General features: G+C 52.4%; 20 protein-coding genes, 1 tRNA gene and 1 pseudogene. 16 read left to right on the forward strand and 6 right to left on the reverse strand.

The genetic code is table 11. The features are described 5' to 3' along the window. Positions 1 to 35: 35 nt before the first annotated feature. The 16 genes from CAter10_RS03715 to waaC all read left to right on the forward strand — a co-directional run bounded on the left by CAter10_RS03715 (position 36) and on the right by waaC (position 15,343). A complete protein-coding gene (locus CAter10_RS03715) occupies positions 36 to 1,037 on the forward strand; it encodes a glycosyltransferase family 2 protein (RefSeq protein WP_061532332.1) in 1,002 nt (333 codons plus the stop codon). After that, positions 1,030 to 1,395, forward strand: coding sequence for a GtrA family protein (locus CAter10_RS03720; protein ID WP_061532333.1), 366 nt, complete (start codon positions 1,030 to 1,032; stop codon positions 1,393 to 1,395). The genes CAter10_RS03715 and CAter10_RS03720 overlap by 8 nt, the downstream gene beginning before the upstream one ends. Continuing rightward, a complete protein-coding gene (locus tag CAter10_RS21765; RefSeq protein WP_061536981.1) occupies positions 1,392 to 2,249 on the forward strand; it encodes a GNAT family N-acetyltransferase in 858 nt (285 codons plus the stop codon). The genes CAter10_RS03720 and CAter10_RS21765 overlap by 4 nt, the downstream gene beginning before the upstream one ends. Continuing rightward, entirely contained in the window at positions 2,239 to 3,036 is a 798-nt protein-coding gene (locus CAter10_RS03725; protein ID WP_061535152.1) for a PIG-L deacetylase family protein, read from the forward strand. Before CAter10_RS21765 ends, CAter10_RS03725 begins: the two co-directional genes overlap by 11 nt. Before the next feature lie 39 nt (positions 3,037 to 3,075). Then, entirely contained in the window at positions 3,076 to 4,113 is a 1,038-nt protein-coding gene (gene gmd / locus CAter10_RS03730) for a GDP-mannose 4,6-dehydratase (protein ID WP_061532334.1), read from the forward strand. After that, positions 4,110 to 4,961 carry a GDP-mannose 4,6-dehydratase gene (locus tag CAter10_RS03735; protein WP_061532335.1) on the forward strand — a complete coding sequence of 284 codons (852 nt, stop codon included), beginning with the start codon at positions 4,110 to 4,112 and terminating at the stop codon, positions 4,959 to 4,961. Before gmd ends, CAter10_RS03735 begins: the two co-directional genes overlap by 4 nt. 7 nt (positions 4,962 to 4,968) lie before the next feature. After that, a complete protein-coding gene (locus tag CAter10_RS03740) occupies positions 4,969 to 6,393 on the forward strand; it encodes a mannose-1-phosphate guanylyltransferase/mannose-6-phosphate isomerase (RefSeq protein ID WP_061532336.1) in 1,425 nt (474 codons plus the stop codon). 164 nt (positions 6,394 to 6,557) lie between these two features. Beyond that, complete coding sequence (locus tag CAter10_RS03745) at positions 6,558 to 7,502, forward strand: glycosyltransferase family 2 protein (protein ID WP_061532337.1); 945 nt, start codon at positions 6,558 to 6,560, stop codon at positions 7,500 to 7,502. After that, the gene (locus tag CAter10_RS03750; protein WP_061532338.1) at positions 7,499 to 8,482 is read left to right on the forward strand and encodes a glycosyltransferase family 2 protein; all 984 of its coding nucleotides are present in this window, start codon (positions 7,499 to 7,501) and stop codon (positions 8,480 to 8,482) included. Before CAter10_RS03745 ends, CAter10_RS03750 begins: the two co-directional genes overlap by 4 nt. A 91-nt stretch (positions 8,483 to 8,573) precedes the next feature. Further along, positions 8,574 to 9,365 (forward strand): glycosyltransferase, encoded by a 792-nt coding sequence (locus CAter10_RS03755; RefSeq protein ID WP_061532339.1) that lies wholly within the window; start codon positions 8,574 to 8,576, stop codon positions 9,363 to 9,365. 298 nt (positions 9,366 to 9,663) lie between these two features. Beyond that, entirely contained in the window at positions 9,664 to 10,632 is a 969-nt protein-coding gene (locus CAter10_RS03760) for an MraY family glycosyltransferase (RefSeq protein ID WP_335340186.1), read from the forward strand. 160 nt (positions 10,633 to 10,792) lie between these two features. Further along, a complete protein-coding gene (locus CAter10_RS03765; RefSeq protein ID WP_061532341.1) occupies positions 10,793 to 11,704 on the forward strand; it encodes an oligosaccharide flippase family protein in 912 nt (303 codons plus the stop codon). An 11-nt stretch (positions 11,705 to 11,715) separates the two neighbouring features. After that, entirely contained in the window at positions 11,716 to 12,210 is a 495-nt protein-coding gene (locus CAter10_RS03770; protein ID WP_061532342.1) for a hypothetical protein, read from the forward strand. A 182-nt stretch (positions 12,211 to 12,392) separates the two neighbouring features. Beyond that, positions 12,393 to 12,713 carry an H-NS histone family protein gene (locus CAter10_RS03775; RefSeq protein ID WP_061532343.1) on the forward strand — a complete coding sequence of 107 codons (321 nt, stop codon included), beginning with the start codon at positions 12,393 to 12,395 and terminating at the stop codon, positions 12,711 to 12,713. Between the two features lie 231 nt (positions 12,714 to 12,944). Next, the gene (locus tag CAter10_RS03780) at positions 12,945 to 14,333 is read left to right on the forward strand and encodes a phosphomannomutase/phosphoglucomutase (RefSeq protein WP_061532344.1); all 1,389 of its coding nucleotides are present in this window, start codon (positions 12,945 to 12,947) and stop codon (positions 14,331 to 14,333) included. Positions 14,334 to 14,356: 23 nt separating this feature from the next. Then, on the forward strand, positions 14,357 to 15,343 hold the full coding sequence (gene waaC / locus CAter10_RS03785; protein WP_061532345.1) for a lipopolysaccharide heptosyltransferase I: 987 nt from the start codon (positions 14,357 to 14,359) through the stop codon (positions 15,341 to 15,343). A 6-nt stretch (positions 15,344 to 15,349) separates the two neighbouring features. Here the strand turns inward: waaC and CAter10_RS03790 are convergent. The 6 genes and pseudogenes from CAter10_RS03790 to fdxH form a co-directional block, all read right to left on the reverse strand. Further along, a tRNA-Sec gene (locus CAter10_RS03790) sits at positions 15,350 to 15,445 on the reverse strand. Between the two features lie 167 nt (positions 15,446 to 15,612). Then, on the reverse strand, positions 15,613 to 17,553 hold the full coding sequence (selB, locus tag CAter10_RS03795; protein ID WP_061532346.1) for a selenocysteine-specific translation elongation factor: 1,941 nt from the start codon (positions 17,551 to 17,553) through the stop codon (positions 15,613 to 15,615). Then, positions 17,550 to 19,007 carry an L-seryl-tRNA(Sec) selenium transferase gene (gene selA, locus CAter10_RS03800; RefSeq protein ID WP_061532347.1) on the reverse strand — a complete coding sequence of 486 codons (1,458 nt, stop codon included), beginning with the start codon at positions 19,005 to 19,007 and terminating at the stop codon, positions 17,550 to 17,552. Before selA ends, selB begins: the two co-directional genes overlap by 4 nt. Beyond that, positions 19,008 to 19,952 (reverse strand): formate dehydrogenase accessory protein FdhE, encoded by a 945-nt coding sequence (gene fdhE / locus CAter10_RS03805; RefSeq protein WP_061532348.1) that lies wholly within the window; start codon positions 19,950 to 19,952, stop codon positions 19,008 to 19,010. Positions 19,953 to 20,088: 136 nt separating this feature from the next. Then, complete coding sequence (locus CAter10_RS03810) at positions 20,089 to 20,730, reverse strand: formate dehydrogenase subunit gamma (protein ID WP_061532349.1); 642 nt, start codon at positions 20,728 to 20,730, stop codon at positions 20,089 to 20,091. Further along, a pseudogene (fdxH, locus tag CAter10_RS03815) lies at positions 20,727 to 21,688 on the reverse strand (formate dehydrogenase subunit beta). The gene CAter10_RS03810 and the pseudogene fdxH overlap by 4 nt, the downstream one beginning before the upstream one ends. Positions 21,689 to 21,692 lie beyond the last annotated feature (4 nt).

Consider the following 21,692-nt stretch of genomic DNA (forward strand, 5'->3'; position numbering starts at 1 on the left):
ATATATTAAACATTTGAGAAACTATTAAATTGAACATGATAAATTCATATAATACCCAATTCATAGCGGTGGTGATCCCGAGTTACAAGGTGACAAAGCATATTTTGGGAGTTATTTCTGCAATAGGACCCGAAGTATCTCGTATCTATATTGTGGACGATAAATGTCCAGATGAATCTGGTAATTATGTCGAAGCTCATTGTACAGATTCCCGGGTAATAGTAATACGGCACGAACAAAACCTGGGTGTTGGTGGAGCTGTGATGAGCGGTTATCGGCAGGCAATAAAGGATGGTGCCGAAGTTATAGTAAAGGTTGATGGCGATGGCCAAATGGATCCAGCTTTAATACCAAATTTTGTTGGTCCCATTCTTGCTGGTGAGGCAGATTACACGAAAGGAAATCGTTTTTTTGATCTAGAGGAAATTCGATCGATGCCTCCCGTTAGAATATTTGGAAATGCAGCTCTTTCTCTACTAACCAAGTTGTCTTCAGGATATTGGGATTTGTTTGATCCCACTAACGGGTACACAGCAATTCATGCCGACGTTGCGAGCCATTTGCCATTTGATAAAATCAGCAAGCGCTATTTTTTCGAAACTGATATGTTATTTCGTTTAAATATATTACGTGCTGTTGCGGTTGATGTTCCAATGGATGCGTCCTATGGCGAAGAAGTAAGTAATTTAAAAATATCAAAGATAGTTGGTGAATTTTTAATAAAACATTTACGAAATTTTTCTAAGCGAATTTTCTACAATTATTATTTACGCGATATATCGCTTGCCTCTATTGAATTGCCTATTGGTATTTTTATGTTTTTGGCAGGTGGTATTTTCGGCGGTTGGCATTGGGCGATCTCCGCGAAAGAGGGACTGGCAACGTCGGCTGGTACGGTCATGCTTTCTGCGTTGCCAATTCTGATGGGACTTCAATTAATACTCGCTTTTTTGGCTTATGATATTGCAACGGTCCCGACAAGGCCGAAGCATAAAAAATTTTTAAATAGAAAAATATTGAAAAAAAATAATGATTAATCGGCAATTTGCTATATTTGTTATGGGAGGTGTGATTTCTGCATTGATAGATATTGGCTCAATGCAGATTTTGATTGTGTTGGGAGCTGATAAAATATTGGCGACATCAATAGGCTTTTTTTCGGGACTATTATTTAATTATATTTTTCATGCTCGGATGACGTTCAAATCAAAATCATCTATTTTGGTTTTATGTCGATTTTTAATTGTTGTTAGTGCGAATTATTTGATTACAATCATATTGGTTTATTGTTCTTATTCCATTTTTCATCAAAATGCCTTACTTGGGAAGATTGTGTCTTTGCCGATTGTGGCTATTAATGGGTTTTTACTTAGCAAATATTGGGTTTTTAAATGATAACTTTTGCAATGATTGATTTCGATAAGGAATCGCTGAATAAATATTCGAATCTTTTTTCGGAATGTTTTCCCGATGCCTCCAAATTCAGTTTTGAGTATTTAAAATGGCTGTATTGCGATAATCCAAATGGTAGGGCGATAGGTTTTGATGCCTGGGATGATGATCAATTGGCAGCTCACTATGTGTGCGTGCCGACCAGAGTGAAAATTAGAGGGAGAGAATGTAATGTTTTACTTTCTCTTAATACCGCGACACATCCCAAATACCAGGGTAAAGGGTTGTTTACGAAATTGGCCGAGATGACCTACGATGCAGGAGCGAGTAAGGGGTTTGATGGTATATATGGTGTTGCAAATGCCAATAGCACCCCGGGTTTTGTAAGAAAACTTGGATTTCAATTAATAGAACCTTTAGAGGCCAGGGTGGGTTTTGGTGCGCTCAATATCAACATGAGCAATGCTTCTGATATTCAGTTTGAGCGTATATGGTCTGAGTCAAGCATTTCGTGGCGGTGTAATAACCCCAATAATTCCGTATATAGCCACGAAGATGAAAAATCGATAAAATTTTCTGCCTCTGCAATGGGTAATGGATTGCCCGTCTATGCGGAATTACCCAAAGATTGTGCTCAATATAAACGAAATATAAAAAAAAATAACATTTTGTCGCCGATAAGATTGTTTATTGGATTGACTCCAACTGGAACATGCAGTTTCGGAAGTTATTTCAATATTCCTCAGCGTTTTCGTCCTTCGCCGTTAAATTTTATCTATCGATCGCTGTTGCAAGATGTTGCTCCGTTGGAGCAAGGGACAATTAGTTTTTCATTTTTGGATTTTGATGCTTACTGATATAGAAGATCCTGCCGCTCTATTTTTCTTTGCTCACCAAGATGACGAGTTTGGAATTTTTCAAAAAATCATTGATGAGTCAGTAAAGGGGAACCGCATCTTCTGTGTATATCTTACCGATGGCGTGGTCACTGGTATGGACACAACTTCAGAGCGCCGAAACCGAGAAACATCGAGGGTATTGAGTAGCTTCGACGTGCAGCAAAGCGATATTTATTTTGCTGGGGACACATTATCAATTTCTGATGGCACTTTAATTGATAATCTGGAGAAGGCTGCTGATTGGATACGACGCTGGTTACCAAGATTTTCGCAGGCTAATGTGGTTTACGTACCGGCTTGGGAAGGCGGACATCACGATCACGACGCGTTGCACGCATTGGTCATAAGTATCATAAGAGATGCAAAATTGCAGTGTGAGGTCAAACAATTTCCACTTTACAATCGGTATGGGTGTAGAGGCCCTTTTTTTAGAGTGTTCTTTCCACTTCTACGTAATGGAAAAGTTGAGGCTGCTAAAATTTCTTGGCTAAATCGCCTTCGTTTTTTGAAACATTGCCTGAGTTACCCATCTCAAATGAAAACATGGGTGGGGCTATTTCCATTTGTTTTCCTGCACTATTTGATCAGCGGTAGACAGATTCTTCAATCTACCTCGTATCAACGGATATTTCAGAAGCCGCACGATGGGGTGCTTTATTATGAGAAGCGTGGTTTTTCCTCATGGGAAAAAATGTCTCAACGCATCGAGAAGTGGCGGCACGATTTTGGTTGCGATGTTTTGTGACCAACTTTTGAATTTTTAAATAACTGAATAAATTAACTAATGACTCGCACAGCAATCATTACCGGTATCACCGGCCAAGACGGTGCTTATTTGGCACAGCTTCTGCTCGAAAAAAAATACACCGTCTATGGCACCTATCGCCGCACAAGTTCGGTCAATTTCTGGCGCATGGATGAGTTGGGTGTGTCAACGCATCCCAATTTGCACTTGGTCGAATACGATCTGACAGATCTGGGTTCTACGCTGGCGCTGGTGCAGAAAGTGCAACCTGACGAAATCTATAATCTTGCCGCGCAGAGTTTTGTTGGCGTCAGTTTTGATCAGCCGACTACTACCGCACAAATTACCGGATTGGGAGCGTTGAATCTGCTGGAAGCCATTCGTCTGGTCAATCGGAAGATCAAGTTCTATCAGGCTTCAACCTCGGAAATGTTTGGTAAGGTCCAGGCTATCCCGCAAGTTGAGGACACTCCTTTTTATCCGCGCAGCCCATATGGTGTGGCCAAGCTTTATGCGCACTGGATGACGGTCAATTATCGTGAGAGTTACGATATCTTCGGTTCCAGCGGTATCCTGTTCAATCATGAGAGTCCGTTGCGCGGACGTGAGTTCGTTACGCGCAAAATCACCGATTCGGTAGCCAAGATCAAGTTGGGCCAGCTGGATTGCGTAGAGCTGGGTAATCTTGATGCGAAGCGCGATTGGGGTTTTGCAAAAGAATATGTCGAAGGCATGTGGCGCATGCTGCAAGCCGATCAGCCGGATACTTTCGTGCTGGCGACCAATCGCACCGAGACTGTGCGAGACTTTGTGAGCATGGCTTTCAAGGGCGCTGGAATCGCAGTCGAATTCAAAGGTTCTGCCGAGAATGAAACGGCTGTTGATGTGGCTACGGGAAAAACGGTCATGCGCATCAATCCCAAGTTTTACCGACCTGCCGAAGTGGAGCTGCTGATCGGTGATCCGGCGAAGGCCAAGACCAAGCTTGGTTGGGCGCCAAGCACCACATTGGAAGAATTGTGCGCGATGATGGTCGAGGCTGACTTGCGCCGCAATCAGAAGGGGTTCTCGTTTTGAGAATATTGCTTACCGGGGCGGACGGTTTTACCGGCCGCCACTTTGTTAATGGCGCCACAGCCGCTGGACATACCGTAATTGCCATCAAATCGGATTTGAAAGATCGCGACGGCTTAAAGCAAGAGATCTTGGAAGCGGCGCCGGATGCCGTGGTGCATTTGGCCGCGATCAGCTTTGTCGGTCACGCCGATACGAGTGCGTTCTATGATGTCAATGTCATTGGCACCTTGAATCTCCTTGATGGATTAGCTGCTCTGCCGCGGATTCCCCAGAAGATTTTGCTGGCGAGCAGCGCCAACGTGTATGGTAATTGCGAGCAATCTCCTATTGCCGAGGAACAGGCGCCAGCGCCGGTTAATCATTACGCGATGAGCAAATTGGCCATGGAGTACATGGCGAGAAACTACCTGGATCGATTACCGTTGTTTTTTGTGCGGCCTTTTAACTATACGGGGCTTGGGCAGGCAGAATCGTTTTTGATCCCCAAGCTGGTGGCGCATTTTGCGCGCCGCGCTGCAGTTGTCGAGCTGGGCAATCTGGATGTCGAGCGCGAGTTCAATGACGTGCGATTTGTTTGCGACGCCTATTTGAAATTGTTGGACAAGGGCGTGTCTGGAGAGGTTTACAATGTTTGTTCTGGTAAGCCCGTGACGCTCAAGTCTGTGATTGAGTTGTTACGAAAAATTTCCGGGCATGAATTGGAAGTTAGAGTCAATCCAGCTTTCGTCCGTGCGAATGAAGTGCATCGCTTGTGCGGCGTGTCGACGAAACTGGAAAAATGCATCGGTGCATTGTCACACCCGTCGCTGGAAGAAACTTTGCGATGGATGTTGAAAAACCCAATTTGAAATAGAAATCATGCTTATTCCTGTCATCTTATGCGGCGGTGCCGGTTCCCGCCTTTGGCCAGTCTCCCGAGAAATGCATCCAAAGCCATTTATCCGTCTGGAAAATGGCCAAAGTCTGTTGCAAAGTGCTTGGCTGCGCGGTGCAAATCTGCCGGGCGTGAAGGAAGTTCTCACCGTAACGAACCATGAACTTTTCTTCAAGACGGAAAGTGAATATCGTGAAGTGGCGGGCAAGGCGCCGAAAAACCTGGCGAACAGTTTCATTCTGGAGCCGTTCGGACGTAATACTGCGCCTGCAGTTGCTGCGGCTGCGTTGCAGATCGCTGCGATGCATGGCGAAGATACGCTTATGCTGGTATTGGCCGCAGATCATCTGATCGCCGATCGCGAGGCATTCTCGTTGGCGGTATCCAAGGCAATGGAGCTGGCTCAAGGCGGTAAGCTGGTGACTTTCGGCATCACGCCGGAAGCACCGGAGACTGGTTTTGGTTATATCGAGGCGGCCGGCAACTCCGTATTGCGCTTCGTCGAAAAGCCGACGCTTGAAAAGGCGCAGGAGTATGTGGCTTCCGGTTCCTATTTGTGGAATTCCGGCATCTTCTGTTTCTCTGCCGGGACGTTGTTGCGGGAAATGGCGTTGCACTGTCCGGCCATTCTTGAAGCGACGCGTACATGCATTGCGCAAGCCGACAAATCCGAAGGCAATGGCTACATCAAAACTGAATTGGCGGCGGATGACTTCAGTCAGGTGCCCGACGATTCGATTGACTATGCTGTCATGGAGAGATCCAAAAATGTCGCGGTGGTACCGTGCAGCATCGGCTGGAGCGATATCGGTTCATGGTGCGCGCTTGGCGATCTGATCAGCCCTGACGATGGCGGCAACCGGATTGAAGGCGATGTCATGATTCACGATGTGACCAATAGCCACATCAAGAGCCATGAGCGCATGATCGGTGTTGTCGGCGTCGATAACCTGATCATCGTCGATACGCCGGATGCCCTGCTGGTAGCTGATCGCAGCCGCGCGCAGGATGTCAAACACCTCTATTCGCAACTCAAGTCGCAGGGTCATGACACGCACAAGATCCACCGCACCGTGCATCGTCCGTGGGGCACTTACACGATCCTGGAAGAAGGGCCGCGTTTCAAGATCAAACGCATTGTGGTGAAACCGGGAGGGCATCTTAGTTTGCAGATGCACCATCATCGCAGCGAACACTGGATCGTCGTAAGCGGCATGGCGCGGGTGATCAATGGCGACAGGGAGTTGTTCGTCAATTCAAACGAGTCAACTTATATTCCTGCTGGGAACAAGCATCGCCTGGAAAATCCCGGCGTGGTTGATCTCGTGATGATCGAGGTGCAAAGCGGCGATTATCTGGGCGAAGATGATATCGTGCGCTTCGACGATATTTACGGCCGGAAGTAAGTCTCGTTGTGTTTCTGATGCCTCAATGCGTTTTGAGGCATCTTTTCCTTAAACTGGGCCTTCAGCCCGGTGTCACCACATTTTAGTATATTTATTTCTGTCGTCGCCGTCCTGACGATGTATTGTGTCGCCTCTTGCAGGAATTAACGATTCGTTGATCAATTATGGCAAAAGTTGTCTCAGTCACCGTGGCGTATCAGCCGGATCCAGATCTGCTGGCGCTACAGTTGCGAGCATTGGCATCGCAGGTGAGCGTTAGTGTGGTGGTGGATAACGGTAGCGACAACGCCGCCGACTGGCATTTACGCCTGGCTGAAGAAACCGGTGCGCGCGTCCTGCCGCTGCCAGGTAATCTTGGCATCGCTGCGGCACAGAATGTTGGCATTCGCTTGGCACGCGAGGTTGGCGCTAGCCACGTGTTATTGATGGATCATGACAGTATTCCAGAGCCGGGCATGGTTGATGCTTTGCTGACTGCCGAAATCCAGCTTGTGTCAAAGGGTGTCAGTGTTGCCGCGCTTGGCCCCGTGTGCATTGATCGCCGGACCGGATCGTTGTCCGGATTCGTCAGGTTGCAGGGCGCAAAGGTGGGTAAGGTGGGTTGTTCCGACGCCATTGAAGGTTTGGTCGAAGCCGATTTTTTGATTGCTTCGGGGAGCTTGATACCTGTCGCGGCACTTGACGTGGTTGGGTTGATGAATGAGGGGTATTTCATCGACCACGTCGACACCGAGTGGTGTCTCCGAGCGCGCGACAAGGCGCTCAGGATTGTCGGTGTGTGTGCGGCGAGATTAAATCATCGCCTCGGGGACAGTGTGGTGCGTGTTTGGGTGGGGTATTGGCGCGAAGTACCTCTAAACTCGCCAATACGCAATTATTATATGTTTCGTAATACCGTGCTGATGATGCGGTTTACGCCCATGTCATGGGTTTGGCGGCGAAGTCATTTGTTTCGTTTGCTGCAGTATGTTGTCTTTTCTTCTATTGCTGTTGCCCCGCGATGGAAAAGGATCGGCCTGATGGCCAAGGGCGTTTGGCACGGGCTGCAGGGGCGTAGCGGTCCGTTGAGTACAGTGATTGATCGAACAAGCGATGGTGGCGCAGGATGACGACGAGTAACAAACAGACGCTGACATGCGGAGTGGCGCTCTGTACTTTTAATGGCCGCGCTTATCTGGGCGAGCAGTTGGCGAGTCTCCTAGCTCAGGAGCGCCGCCCGGATCAAATTGCAATCTATGACGATGGCTCGGTGGATGGCAGCTGGGAGTTTGTGCAGGAGTGGGCGCAGAACGCGCCATTGCCCGTTTCGGTGCATCGACATGCGGAGCGTATGGGGTATGTCAAAAATTTTGAAGCGGCGGTGCAGGCGCTTGATACTGACCTGATTTTTTTATGTGATCAAGATGATATCTGGCTGCCGAACAAGATCTCGTTAATGGCGCAGGAATTCGAGGAGCATCAGGATCTGCTTTTGTTGCATACCGACGCCAGGCTGGTTGACGCAGCTGCCCAAGACTTGGGTGTTTCATTATTTGAGGCGCTACGGTTGTCGGACAATGAGCGCCAGGCCGTACTGGCGGGGAATGCACTTGAAATATTATGCCGGCGTAATCTGGTCACTGGCGCTACTGCGGCTTTTCGTCGATGTTTGCTGGAGATTGCGTTGCCATTTCCTACCGCATTGGTGCATGACGAATGGCTCGCTATTGCTTCAGCCACATGTGGAAGGATGAGTTTGCTGGATACACCCACGATTCTTTATCGGCAGCATGCGAATAATGCACTCGGAATGCCTTTGTCGAAATGGCGGATCCGGCAATTGCTGGGCGCACCGTCTGGCCAGTTCCATAAACGATATGCAGCCCGGCAAGGTGAGTTGATGAAACAGATATCAAAATTATCATCAATGCACGCAGTCGAGCCGCCCCCGTTCTTGCCTGAAATGAAAAAGCATGTCGCGTTTCGTTCAAATCTCCCCACCGGTAATTTGAAACGAATTGCAAGCATCTTCTCTGAATGGAAAAGCGGCCGCTATCATGTGTTCTCGAACGGGATTCGCAGCGTGGCAAGAGATATTCTTAATCGTTGAAATGTGTTTTAGGCAATTTCAACTGTGGGAACTATAATTCAAGGATTGAGGATGGCGATGCCTCTTTCTATTCGCACATACAACTATATTAATGATGACTCCCAGATTTTCAATTTCGATCGTCAGCCATGGTCATGGAAAATACATCGAAAGATTGATTGAGGATCTGATTCGTTTGAACCGGTCTGATATTGAGGTAATTCTTACACTGAACTTGCCGGAATCTTTTTCGTTTGATTTTCCTGCGTTGCCATTTGATCTGAGAGTCATTAAAAATAATCGTATTAAAGGCTTTGCTCGTAACCATAATTCGGCTTTCGCCCTTAGCCGCGGAGAAAATTTCGTTATTCTGAATCCTGACATCAAATTGTGCAGTGATCCATTTGATGTCATGTTGACTACGCTTAACGAAAACCCGGGCAGCATTTGTGCACCTCTAATCGTAAATAAACAAAATAAAGTTGAAGATAGTGCGCGTAATTTCCCCAGCCCAATTTTGCTGGTAAAAAGATTATTGAGCCGGATATTCCATTTTTCTTTGCCATTGGAGGAACTTGCGGTCAGGGGGGATGTTATCGTGCCAGACTGGGTGGCAGGCATGTTCATGGTTGTTCCGCGCGAGATTTATAGTCGCCTGCAAGGCCTCAGCGAACGCTACCACATGTATTTCGAGGATGTGGACTTGTGTGCGAGAGCACGTCTGGCGGGTTATCAGGTATTGGTCAATCAGCGCGTTAGCGTGGTTCATGAGGCGCAGCGAGATAGCCATCGCAAGCTGCGCTACTTGTCCTGGCATATTCAAAGTGCGGTGAAATTCTTTACATCCAGTGCCTATCTGAAGATTAGCGCAAATCGCTTGCGAGCTAATATGCTAAAAAAATAAAAGCTATTTACCGGCTGTTTCATCGGGTATTCATATTGCCTGAATAAAATGCTTGCGTTTCATATGAGGCCCACGTGTTAGCGTCGTTGGCATCATGAAAGGTTTCTGAATTATATAGTTGGTAGGGTGCCATCACGGCTCTCGCTGTACTTTATTGGCACTCACTGAAATGACTTCTTTTCTCATCAGTTTCGTTATCTCGTTCCTGGCCACAATGATCGTATTGCGGCTGGCTCACCATGGACACGTCCCGCTTGACCACGACGTTACCGGAGTCCAGAAATTTCACGCTCGCATCGTGCCGCGCATCGGCGGCTTGCCGCTTTTCATTGCTTCGATTTCGGCTGGCGTCATTACCTATTATCGCGATGCCTCGGTCGGGACACTGCTGTTGCTTTTGATGGCTTCTTCCGCGGTAGCCTTCCTGGCCGGGCTGACTGAGGATTTGACCGGCAAAGTGCGGGCGTTGCACCGCTTGCTGCTGACGATGGTGTCGGCGGCTGTCGGTATCTACCTGTTGAACGCGGTCGTTGTGAGAGTCGACATGGGGGGGCTCGATGTGCTCATGCAGTATCGCTGGATTGCCATCCCGCTCACCGTTGTGCTGGTGGCAGGCATCGCCAACGCGGTCAACCTGATCGATGGCTTCAATGGGCTGGCAAGCGTTGTCACGATGTTCATGCTGTTTTCGCTTGGCTATGTCGCCTGGCAGGTCAACGACATTTTTGTAATGACCGCCGCGCTGGTGATTGGCGGGGCGATTGCTGGCTTTTTGTTATGGAATTATCCTTTTGGGCTCATCTTCCTCGGTGACGGTGGCGCTTATTTTGTTGGATTCATGCTTGCGGAATTGGCGATCCTGCTCGTAGCACGCAATCCCCAGGTGTCTGCGTGGTATCCAGCCTTGCTTCTGGTGTATCCCGCATTCGAAACGATGTTTTCCATTTATCGCCGCTTGCTCGTCAGGCGGACCTCACCTGGCATGCCGGATGGCATTCACCTGCACAGCCTCATATTTCGCCGCATCGTGCGCTGGGCTGTGGGGTATCGTGACGCTCGCATGATTACTCGCAGCAACTCATTGACTTCTCCCTATTTGTGGGCGCTGTCGCTGTTGGCGGTTGTACCGGCGACGTTGTTCTGGCGCCATCCCTGGATGCTGCTGGGATTTTTCCTGATATTCGTATTTTCATATGTCTGGCTGTACCTCCGCATTGTGCGTTTTAAGGTGCCTGGTTGGATGGCAATCAAGCGGCGCAACAAATAGTAAATGCTCTTTGCCATTGGCTCTGCAAACATTGATTTTTGTTTGACGATGCGCGGCAAGAACTGTGTAGCAACAATCCTGTTTTCAATGCAGTGGCGCTCAAGGCCGCTGCACGGCTGAAGATATCCGCTCTCGAACATGTGCTTTTAAAGAGATTGCCATGCTGCGATTTTTCTTTTTCAACCTGCTGGGAAATATCATTCCGATGCCGATTGCACTGATCTGCGTCCCGGTGATTTCCCGCCTTGCTGGCGTGGATCGCTTGGGTGCGTTGGGTATTGTGTGGGCACTGGTTGGTTATTTCAGCTTCCTCGATTTCGGCTTGAGTCGGGTGGTGACGCGCCGAGTCGCCCACGCGATTGAAAAAGACAGGTTGCAGGATGAGCTGTCCGAACTGCGTGGCTTCTTCCTTTGGTGGGCAATACCGCTCATGCTGGTGATTGCTCTTGTACTACTGATAGCTGGTTCATGGCTTAGCCATATTTGGTCCGAAGGCCCAATTGCGATGGAAATCGAGAGCGCGTGGGTCTGGATTGCGTGGTGCGTACCGGTCACTCTGGCGACAAACTGGTTTCGTGGCATGCTTGAAGGCATGCAGCAATTTGGCCGTTTGAATGTATTGCGAGTCATCTTCGGCAGCTGGAATTACGCAGCACCCGCGATTATCGTGTTCTGGCAACCAAATCTGGAAGCAATGATCATCGCCATTGTGCTGGGACGCTTCCTTGCCCTGATCGCCCACGTGTTTGCCTGTTTGCAGGTCGATCGCCAAATTGTTTTCGGCGCCGCTCCCAGGAAGATCGACTCATTAGGCCATTTTTTCCGTGAAGGCGGCTGGATGACGGTGTCGAACGTCATCAGCCCGTTGATGGTGTATTTCGATCGATTTTTGCTGGCAACCATGCTGCCGGCCAGGGCCATCGCATGGTATGTGGTTTCGCTTGAGCTAATGATGCGCACTACCGTGATTCCCGCAGCACTTGCGAGCGTACTGTTCCCTAAGTTTTCGGGGCGAATCAAGCTTCGGAGGGCGGCGTCGAGGCGCATTTATATGAGCGCGGCATTCGCATAATCGCCTCCATCATGCTGCCGGTATGCGCCATCGCTGTGGTGTTGTCGTATGAAGGCATGAAGATTTGGATGGGCGAATCGTTCGCAATAAACAGCTACCGGATAGTCGAGATTATTGCTGTTGGCATATTTGTCAACTCGGTGGCACAGCTACCATTTGCCTGGGTGCAGGGAACCGGACGCTCGCATTTGACTGCGCGCCTGCATTTCGCAGAACTACCTATGTACATGGTTGGTCTATATTTTGCTGCGATTAATTGGGCATTCTTGGTGCCGCATGGATGTGGACTATACGCGTATCTCTGGATTGTATTGTTCTTTTATGGATGGGGCCATCGGCGGTACGGCGCAAAATTTTCCCCTTTGTTTGTCTGGGCGGGGTATTTCTGCTTGCCATTAGTTCTTGATGGATGCGGATCTGTCTATATCCGGGAAGGAAACATTAGGAATCCTGTCGATACTGATTTCTTGCTGTATTTCTTGGTTTATATTTCTTCCTCAAAATGATCGTAAGGAATTGGTAAAATTAAGTTGGTCGATTACAAAAATATTCGGTTAGTCCTAAATTTATCTTTACTGGCTTATCAAGACTCTCTATTGAATGAACGTTGTTGCAGGTTTTGATTGTGTATTTTTCTATGTATGCCGTACAATTTTCAGAAATATAAATTAATACTGAAGGAGTTTTCATGAATTTATCCAATTTGTCGGTAACCGAATTACGCGCCTTGCAGGAACAAATAGCGCAGGAAATAAAAGCCAAGACACAGGCGGAATTGGTAAAGGCCCGTGAAGAAATTCTGGCTATTGCCCAAAATGCCGGTATTTCTCTAAAGGATTTATTGGATTCCCAATCGAGCGCTAAAAATCGTGCTCCGAAAGCGAAAGTGGCAGTGCGCTATCGCCATCCTGCCGACAGTTCGCTGCAATGGACAGGCCGCGGTCGCCAGCCAAAATGGGTGCAGGAATGGGTTGCCAGCGGCAAATCATTGGATGATTTGAGGGTTTAAATCCTGTATGGATTATCCGGTTATTTTTCGATATACACCGAAAAATGCCATCGGAAAATATGACGGGATATATTCATTTCCGAGTTGGTGCTCATTACTCAAGCGTGATGAATTACAGGCACTGGTTGCCGATAATTACGAATCTGCCGCCGACTATTAAATTCAATTGGTTGTCCAACAGAATTGCTTAACCGTGCCGTGTTGGGCAACCTCCCCCTTTATTTAGAAATCATGCTTCCAATCTCAAAATCGATATTCAAGGCCTATGACATCCGCGGGATCGTTGGCAAAACCCTAGATGCCGGCATTGCGCGCCAGATCGGTCAGGCTTTTGGCGCCGCCGCGCTCGCTAAAGGCGAGAAGGTGGTCGTTATCGGCCGGGACGGTCGTTTGTCCGGACCGGAACTCGCTGCGGCCTTGGCTGCCGGATTGCAGAGCGCTGGCGTTGATGTGGTGGATCTGGGCCTGGTGGCGACGCCGATGGTGTATTTTGCGACGCATGTTCTCGGCGCGCAGTCTGGCATCATGGTCACCGGCAGTCATAATCCGCCGGATTACAACGGTTTCAAGATGGTGCTCGCGGGCGAGGCAATTTACGGCGACACGATTCAGCAGTTGTATCAGGCGATCGCCAGCGACAGTATTAGCGCCGCAGCGTCGCCAATCTCCGGCAGCTATCGCCAGCATGACATCAAGGATGCCTATTTGCAGCGCATTATCGGTGATACCAAGCTGGCGCGGCCGATGAAAATCGTGGTCGATTGCGGAAACGGCGTTGCTGGCGCTTTTGCTGGCGAATTGTATCGTGCGCTCGGTTGCGAAGTGCAGGAGCTGTTCTGCGAAGTGGACGGTACTTTTCCTAATCATCATCCAGATCCCGCTCATCCAGAAAATCTGCAGGATGTCATTCGCGCCTTGCAAAATTCGGATGCCGAATTGGGCTTGGCGTTTGACGGTGACGGTGATCGCCTGGGCGTGGTCACCAAGGATGGACAGATCATTTATCCCGATCGTCAACTGATGTTGTTTGCTGCCGATGTCCTGACGCGTAATCCTGGCCGCGAGATTTTGTATGACGTCAAATGCACCCGGCATCTGGCGCCCTGGATAGCCGAGCGCGGCGGCAAGCCATTGATGTGGAAGACTGGCCACTCGCTGGTCAAAGCCAAGATGCGCGAAACCGGCGCACCGCTTGGTGGTGAAATGAGCGGGCACGTTTTCTTCAAGGATCGTTGGTACGGTTTCGACGACGGCATGTACGCGGGTGCACGATTGCTCGAATTGTTGAGCCGCGAAAGCGATCCTTCAGCTGTCCTGAATGCCTTGCCGCAATCAACCAGCACGCCTGAGTTGCATCTGACCCTGAACGAAGGGGAGAATTTCGTCTTGATCGAGAAACTCCAGAGCGATGCGGATTTTGTCGGCGCCGAGAACATCATCAAGATCGATGGCCTGCGGGTTGAATATGCTGATGGTTTCGGTCTGGTCCGTTCGTCCAACACCACACCGGTGGTGGTCATGCGTTTCGAGGCTGAGTCTGAGCTGGCCCTGGCGCGCATCCAGGCGGAATTCAAGCGCGTGATCTTGGCTGCCAAGCCGGACGCCGTCTTGCCCTTCTAATCCTCTGTCGAAGCGAAGCTGGTTTGAACATTCTCATTGTCCGCGTCTCCTCACTGGGAGATGTGGTCCACAACATGCCGATGGTGTCCGACATTTGGCGCCATTATCCCGAAGCGAATATAGACTGGGTCGTCGAGGAGGGCTACACCAGCCTGGTGCGCATGAATCCGGACGTACGCCGGATTATCCCGATTGCTTTGCGGCGCTGGCGCAAAAGCCTGTTTTCCGCGGCAACGCGCGCGGAGATCGCCAATTTCCGCAGACAGCTCAAACAGGATGCCTATGACGTCATCTTCGATACCCAGGGCTTGTTGAAAACCAGCGTGGTGATGCGCATGGCACGCCTTGCCCCCGGTGGACAGCGCGTCGGTTTGGGGAATGCAACCGAGGGGTCAGGTTATGAACCGCTGTCGCGCTTGTTTCATACAAAGAGCGTGACGGTCGGCCTGCACACGCACGCTGTGCTGCGGGCGCGCCAAGTTGCGGCGCAAGCACTTGGGTACTCTGTTGATGGTGTCGCTGACTTCAATATGCACATGCCGTCGATAAGCGTGCCAGATCTGCCAGTCTGGGTACCGGATCGGCCGTATGCCGTTTTTTTCCACGGCACCGCGCGCGCAGAAAAGCAATGGGCGGCATCGAATTGGGTACAGATCGCGGGTTTGCTGGCCGAACGCGGCCTGCTGGTGCTGCTGCCGTGGGGCAGCGATGAGGAAAAGCACGTTGCAGAGCAATTGGCGAGCCAGATGAGTAATGCGCGTGTATTGCCTCGGCTACCCTTGATGGAGGCCGTATTGCTGGCTCAGCGCGCTGCATTGGTAATTGGGGTCGACACAGGCTTGACGCATATTGCTGCAGCCTTCAACCGCCCAACCATTGAGTTGTATTGCGATTCTCCTCGTTGGAAAACTGAGGGCAATTGGTCGTCGCAAATCATTAACCTGGGTGATATCGGCAAGCCGCCGACTGTGGCGGACGTTGTACTGGCACTGGATAGTCTGAACGGCTAAATTCAATGGCGGAAGGCAGCAGGAGTCGAACCTACCCGGGAGTGACTGGCACCCCCCTCCGGGTTTGAAGCCCGGCCGTATCACCGGATACGTATGCCTTCCTTGTTCTGATTTCCATCTGACGGCCGCGTTCAATATCTGTCGCGCAGCCACCATCTGCTCCAGGCCGCTTCCCCAGCTTGGGTGCCACGGGCTGGGAAAGCGGTATTGTACATTCCGTTGCGATTTTCTGAGTTGCTTTGATCCCGATTGATTGCATATCGACACGGTCAGAACGAAACTGCATCGCCTCCGCGCAACATGTGTGTATCGCGAACGCGACGGGTATAGCCGACGCGGTCGAAAAATTCCAGTATCTGTATTGCGCGCTTGCGGCCCAGCCCTGTTTCGTCGCGCCAGTCGGCCGCATTTACTCCCGCATGAATGGTCGCGCCATGTTCCAGCTCTTTCGCGGCGACCAGTTTGCTGAGCAGCTGCGCCAATTCGCGCACACAGTCGCGGTGGTAAAACAGATCGCGTTCAATCTGGTACACCATTCCTTGTCTTACCATCTTGCGCAATATCTGTCGTATCTGCTCTTCGGGAACGGCCAGGGTTTGCGCCAATTCACGCACCCACGGAGGATCGAAGCGCGCGGCCGCCAGCTTTGGCAACAATCGCTGCGCCAGTATCTGTTCACTCTCCGATAGTGTCACCACATGTTCCGCAAGATGCAGCCACGGCCCACTACGCAAGATTGCGCCTTCGTTCAGCAGCGATGTGATGACTGCTTGCCACAGCGTCATGTCAAGTGCAGGCAGCGTCATGCGGCGCAACCTAGCGGCATCCACTCCCTGTTCGTCCGGGAAGCGCGTATGAAATTCGGCCAGTGCAGCTATGGCGCGGATTCGCAGCGACTGCCATTGGCTCGACAGCATGACGAAATGATCTTGCTCTTGCGAGCTGGCTGCAACGAGTTGCACATTGTCTGGCAATGCGAGTGCAGCCGGAGGTAAGCCGCTCAATTGCACCAACGTCGACAAACGCAACCCGTCGGGCGCCGCAGTTTCCAGCAATGCCGTCGTGCCTGCGCCGTCGATCATCTGTGCCAGCGCATCGAGCCATGCGCGACGTTCCAAAGTTCGGCGCTTGCGCGCGGGGGCGAACGGATCGAGTACGCGGCCGCCGCCGACCGTCATGTTGGCCTGCGCGTTGCGGACGATGAAGTGATCGCCAGGCGTCGCGCAAAGCGGATGCTCAAATTGCAGCTGCACCCTGGCGCGATTACCGGGGACTAGCGAATTTCCTTCCAGCAGCGTCACATGCGCGACTTGATGCGAGGTGCCTAGATGTACATGGAGTGGAGAGCGGTTGCGTATTGTCACGCCGGCGTTGGCCGATAGCTGTAACTCGACATCAACGCGGGTCACTGCCGTCATTGCACGCGAATCTGCTGCCCAGTCGCCGCGCTTGATCGCCTCTTTATCGATGCCGGTGAGGTTGAGTGCACAACGCTGTCCGGCATGGCCGCTAGTTGCTGCGCGGTTCTGCACATGCAGACTGCGCACGCGTGCGGTTTCTCCGGACGGCATCAACGCGATGTGAGCACCGGCTTCGATGCTGCCTGAAAATATGGTGCCAGTGACCACGGTGCCGTGCCCGGCGAGCGTAAATACGCGGTCAATCGCGAGGCGGAATAAACCGTCGTCGCGCCGCGGTTGCAAACGCTGTGCGACATCATTCAGATGGCGCCGCAGTGCTGCGGTTCCGGCATCTTGTTGAAGATGTGCGGCAACCGGAAAGATCGGGATTCCTGCGAGCGTCGAAGAGGCCAGGAACTGCCGGATTTCTTCGCTGACTTCGGCAACGCGTGCCTGGTCGACACGGTCAGTCTTGGTTAACGCAACCGCGCCGACGCTAATGCCTAGCCATTGCAGGATTTCGACATGCTCGCGCGTTTGCGGCATGACGCCGTCGTCTGCCGCGATCACCAACAATGCGAAATCGATACCGGATGCGCCAGCCACCATCGTATGCACCAGGCGTTCGTGGCCTGGGACATCGATGAATCCCAGCACGTCGCCATTCTCCAGAGGGGTATAGGCGTATCCAAGTTCAATCGAAATGCCGCGCGCCTGTTCTTCCTTGAGACGATCGGTATTGACGCCGGTCAGTGCCTTGATCAGCGTGGTCTTGCCGTGATCGATATGTCCGGCGGTGCCGACGATCATAAGGCGATGGCGCGCAGTTGCGTGCTGAACAGGCTTTCGTCGCGTTCTTCCAGGCAGCGGCAATCCAGCCACAGCGTGTCGTTGCCGATGCGCCCTATGACCGGGCGCGGTAACTGGCGCAAGGATTTTTCCAGCTTGTCGAGCGCACGACCATGGCGCTTGCCGCCGTTGGCGGCATTGCCGGCGCGTACCGCCAGGCCGAAGCTGGGTAACTGATCAACCGGTAGGGCACCGCTGCCAATCTGGCTGAACATGGCTTCTGCCGTGACGGTGTAATGCGTTCCCAGCATCTCTTGCAATACGGGCAACAGGCGCTCCGCCTGGGCTCGTATCGCCAGTTGGTGGCGGGTGAGCAAGCGTAATGTCGTCAGGCGCTCGGTCAGGAATTCCGGCGCCAAGTAAAGTCGCAACACAGGCTCCAGTGCTGCTAATGTGAGTTTACCGACGCGCAGCGCGCGTTTCAGCGGATTCTTCTTGATGCGGCGGATCAGGTCGGCGCTGCCGACGATCAGGCCGGCTTGCGGTCCGCCCAGCAGCTTGTCGCCGCTGAAGGTGACCAGGTCGGCGCCTTGCCGGATGGTCTGGCGTACCGTGGTTTCGCTGGGCAAACCCCACTGCGCCAGATCAACCAGCGTGCCGCTGCCAAGATCGACGGTGACGGGAATGCCGTGCGGCCGCGCCAGTTGTGCCAATGCGTCGACTTCGACGCTGTGCGTGAAGCCGCTGATGGCGTAATTGCTGCAGTGGACTTTCATCAGCATCGCACTGCGCGCGGTGATGGCATTGGCATAGTCCGCGGGATGAGTGCGGTTGGTGGTGCCGACTTCGATCAGCTTGGCGCCGGCTCGCTGCATGATGTCGGGAATGCGGAAGGCGCCGCCGATTTCGACCAGTTCGCCGCGCGAGACAATCACTTCCTTTTTCTGCGCTAGCGCATTCAGCATCAGCAGCACGGCGGCAGCGTTGTTGTTGACCACTGTCGCCGCTTCGGCGCCGGTCAGTTCGCACAGCACATCTTCGACCAGGCTGTCGCGATCGCCGCGACCGCCGCTGTCAAGGTTGAATTCGAGATTGCCTGGCGTAGTCAATGCGCTGATCACGGCCTGCACGGCTTCATCCGGCAGCAAGGCGCGGCCGAGATTGGTGTGCAATACGGTGCCGGTGAGATTGAACAGGGCGCGCAGGCGCGGCTGGTTGACTGTCGCCAATTGCTTTTCAAGTGCAGAAACCAGTTGGGTAGTATCGACATCGGCAGGTGTTAGCCTGTCGGACAGAGCAGCGGCTCTGAGTTGGTCGAGATGCTTGCGCAGCACACTGGTCAGCTGGGTGCGACCGTATTGGGCTAGCAACGGCTGGACTTCAGCCAGGTTCAGGATGCGATCGACAGAGGGCAGGTCGCTGGCGGCGGCTTTGAGGACGATCGGAGTGACGGCCTGCGTGCTTGCTGCTGTCATTCAATTCTCCATGGATTGCCAGAGCAAGGGATTGCCGTGGCGACGTTCATAGTTGGTTTCACCCATCAGCAGATCCAGAGTCACGCTGGCCAGGTCGTCCGCCAGCGGCTCGAGGTACGGATCCTTTTCCTGGTAGAAGATTTTCAGCCAACTATGGCACTCGTCGCAGGTTTCGGCTTTGACGGCCGGTGAACCATCTTCTATGGCCTGGTAAGCAATGCCTTTGGTCGAATCGCAATACGTGCATTTGATACGGACCATATGCCATTCGGCGGCGCACATGCCGCATTGCAGGTAACGATGCCCCTGCGATTCGCCATCCATCCGCACCACGCTGGCCACAGGCAGCGAACCACAGCATGGGCAAACGCCGGGCGTATCGAGCAATGGCACATCACGTACTTTGAAGCGGCTTACCAGGTCGACGCAGATGACCTGCAAGGCGGCAGCAATGAAGGGAGCAGCGATCGGGTCGACGGCGGCGTTGCTGCGCTGGAGAATCGCCTCGGCTTGATTGTCCCGTTCATTTTGGTCGCCGTGACGGATACGCGCCAGCAATTCTTGCAGTGGTGCCGGCATGCCCTCCGATGTGGCGACCTGCATGACATGGTCCAGCAATTGTTCCAGCACACCTTGCCAGTGCGGACTGCGCACCTGGTCGCTGGCCAGGATTAGCGGCATCAGATGGGCATGCGCAAGATTGACGCGCGCCTGGTCGATGGCATTGCTGTCAGGCTCGGCTGACAAGCGATCCAGCGCCTGTTGTTGTGCTTCCACCAATATCGCCATCAGACGCAGATAATCGCCGATGGGATTATCGGATGCGAGCTGTTTCAGGCGCTGGGAACGGGTTTTGAATACAGTGGCACGCTCCGGCATGCGTATGCGCGGGATGCTGTTATGGTCGAGCGCTTCAATTTCGCCCGGTTCGAGGATGCGTTGCAAGGCAGTTCCTTCATCTTGTTACGGCAATACCTAGCCGTTCTTTATTTTCGTGAATTACCTTGGGAAATTCAAGACGATTGTACGGCGAGTGGACAGGATAGCCCGAAAAACCAATATCGGTTTCCCGGGCCAGCCTTCATTCGCCCGTCATTTTGCGATACCAGGCCGGATGGTGCTTGCGGGCCCAGGCGCGCGGCACGGTGCCGCGCGTCATGGCGCGCACGGTCCCTTTGATCCAGATCGCGGCATAAATATGCACGACGATGCCGGCGATGAGCAGGAATGCACAAACTGCATGCAGAACAGCCGCAGCACGAATCACGAAGATCGGGAACATCCACGAAAACCAGGCGCGCCAGATGACGACACCGGACAGCAGAAGACCGATCATGCAGCCAATCATCATCCAGAACAGCAGCTTCTGGCCGCCGTTGTAGCGGCCAACAGGCGGCAGGTTTTCCTCGCGATTGTTGACCACGTCGCGAATCCCCTTCAGCCATTCGACATCATTCTTTTCGATCAGGTTATGGCGCCAGAATCCAATCGCCAGCACGGCAAAGCAGATGAACATCACCAGGCCGATGAATGGGTGCAGGATGCGAGTCCAGGGACCGCCGCCCAGCACGAAGCTGAGCCAGAACATCGATGGATGAAACAGCGCCAGTCCGGACAGCGCCAGCAGCACGAAGGTGATGGCGACGATCCAGTGATTGATGCGTTCCTTGGCGTTGTAACGTTCGATCGTGTCGTTTTTTACATCTTGTTCGGAATGGTTCATGGCGGCAGATCCTGCGAATTAACGTTGCTGTCGGATGGCGCGGTCGGTAGCTTGGCGCGCCGCTTGGCATCGGCTTCCTCTCTTTCTGCTGCCTCGTCTTCCGGCGTGACTTCGTTCGGACCGACCTTGATGTAATGGAAGAATCCCGCCAGTGCAGTCAGTGCAATGCCAGCCAGCGCCAGCGGCTTGGCGGCGCCTTTCCACAAGCCGACCATCGGGCTGATGCGCGGGTTGTCAGGCAATCCGTGATACAGCGACGGCTTGTCGGCATGATGCAGTACATACATGACGTGGGTGCCGCCGACGCCCTGTGGATCGTACAGCCCGGCCTTGTCGAAGCCGCGTTCCTTGAGATCGACGATGCGTTCTTCCGCATGCGCCTTCATGTCTTCCTTGGTGCCGAAGACGATGGCGCCGGTAGGGCAGGTCTTGACGCAGGCGGTTCCTGACCGACTGCCACGCGATCCGAGCACAGCGTGCATTTGTAGGCCTTGTTGTCCTTCTTCGAAATGCGCGGCACGTCGAATGGACAACCGGTCACACAATAGCCGCAACCGATGCAGTTTTCTTCATGGAAGTCGACGATGCCGTTGTTGTACTGGACAATTGCGCCCGGCGACGGGCAGGCCTTGAGACAGCCTGGATCTTCGCAGTGCATGCAGCCGTCCTTGCGGATCAGCCATTCAAGATTGCCGTCCGGATTTTCATATTCCGAGAAGCGCATGACGGTCCACGAGTGTTCTGTCATGTTCGGCGGATTATCCAGTACGCCGACATTGACACCAACTTCATCGCGCAGATCGTTCCACTCCATGCAGGCGGTCTGGCAAGCCTTGCAGCCGATGCATTTGGTGACGTCGATCAGCTTGGCGACGGTGCCGGTCACCGGCTCACGCACACCGGGTGGCGGCGTGGTGGTGGCGGACACCCGCTTGATATCTAATGATTGCATTGACATGGTT

The sequence above is a fragment of the Collimonas arenae genome (genome assembly GCF_001584165.1).
GTDB lineage: Bacteria > Pseudomonadota > Gammaproteobacteria > Burkholderiales > Burkholderiaceae_D > Collimonas > Collimonas arenae.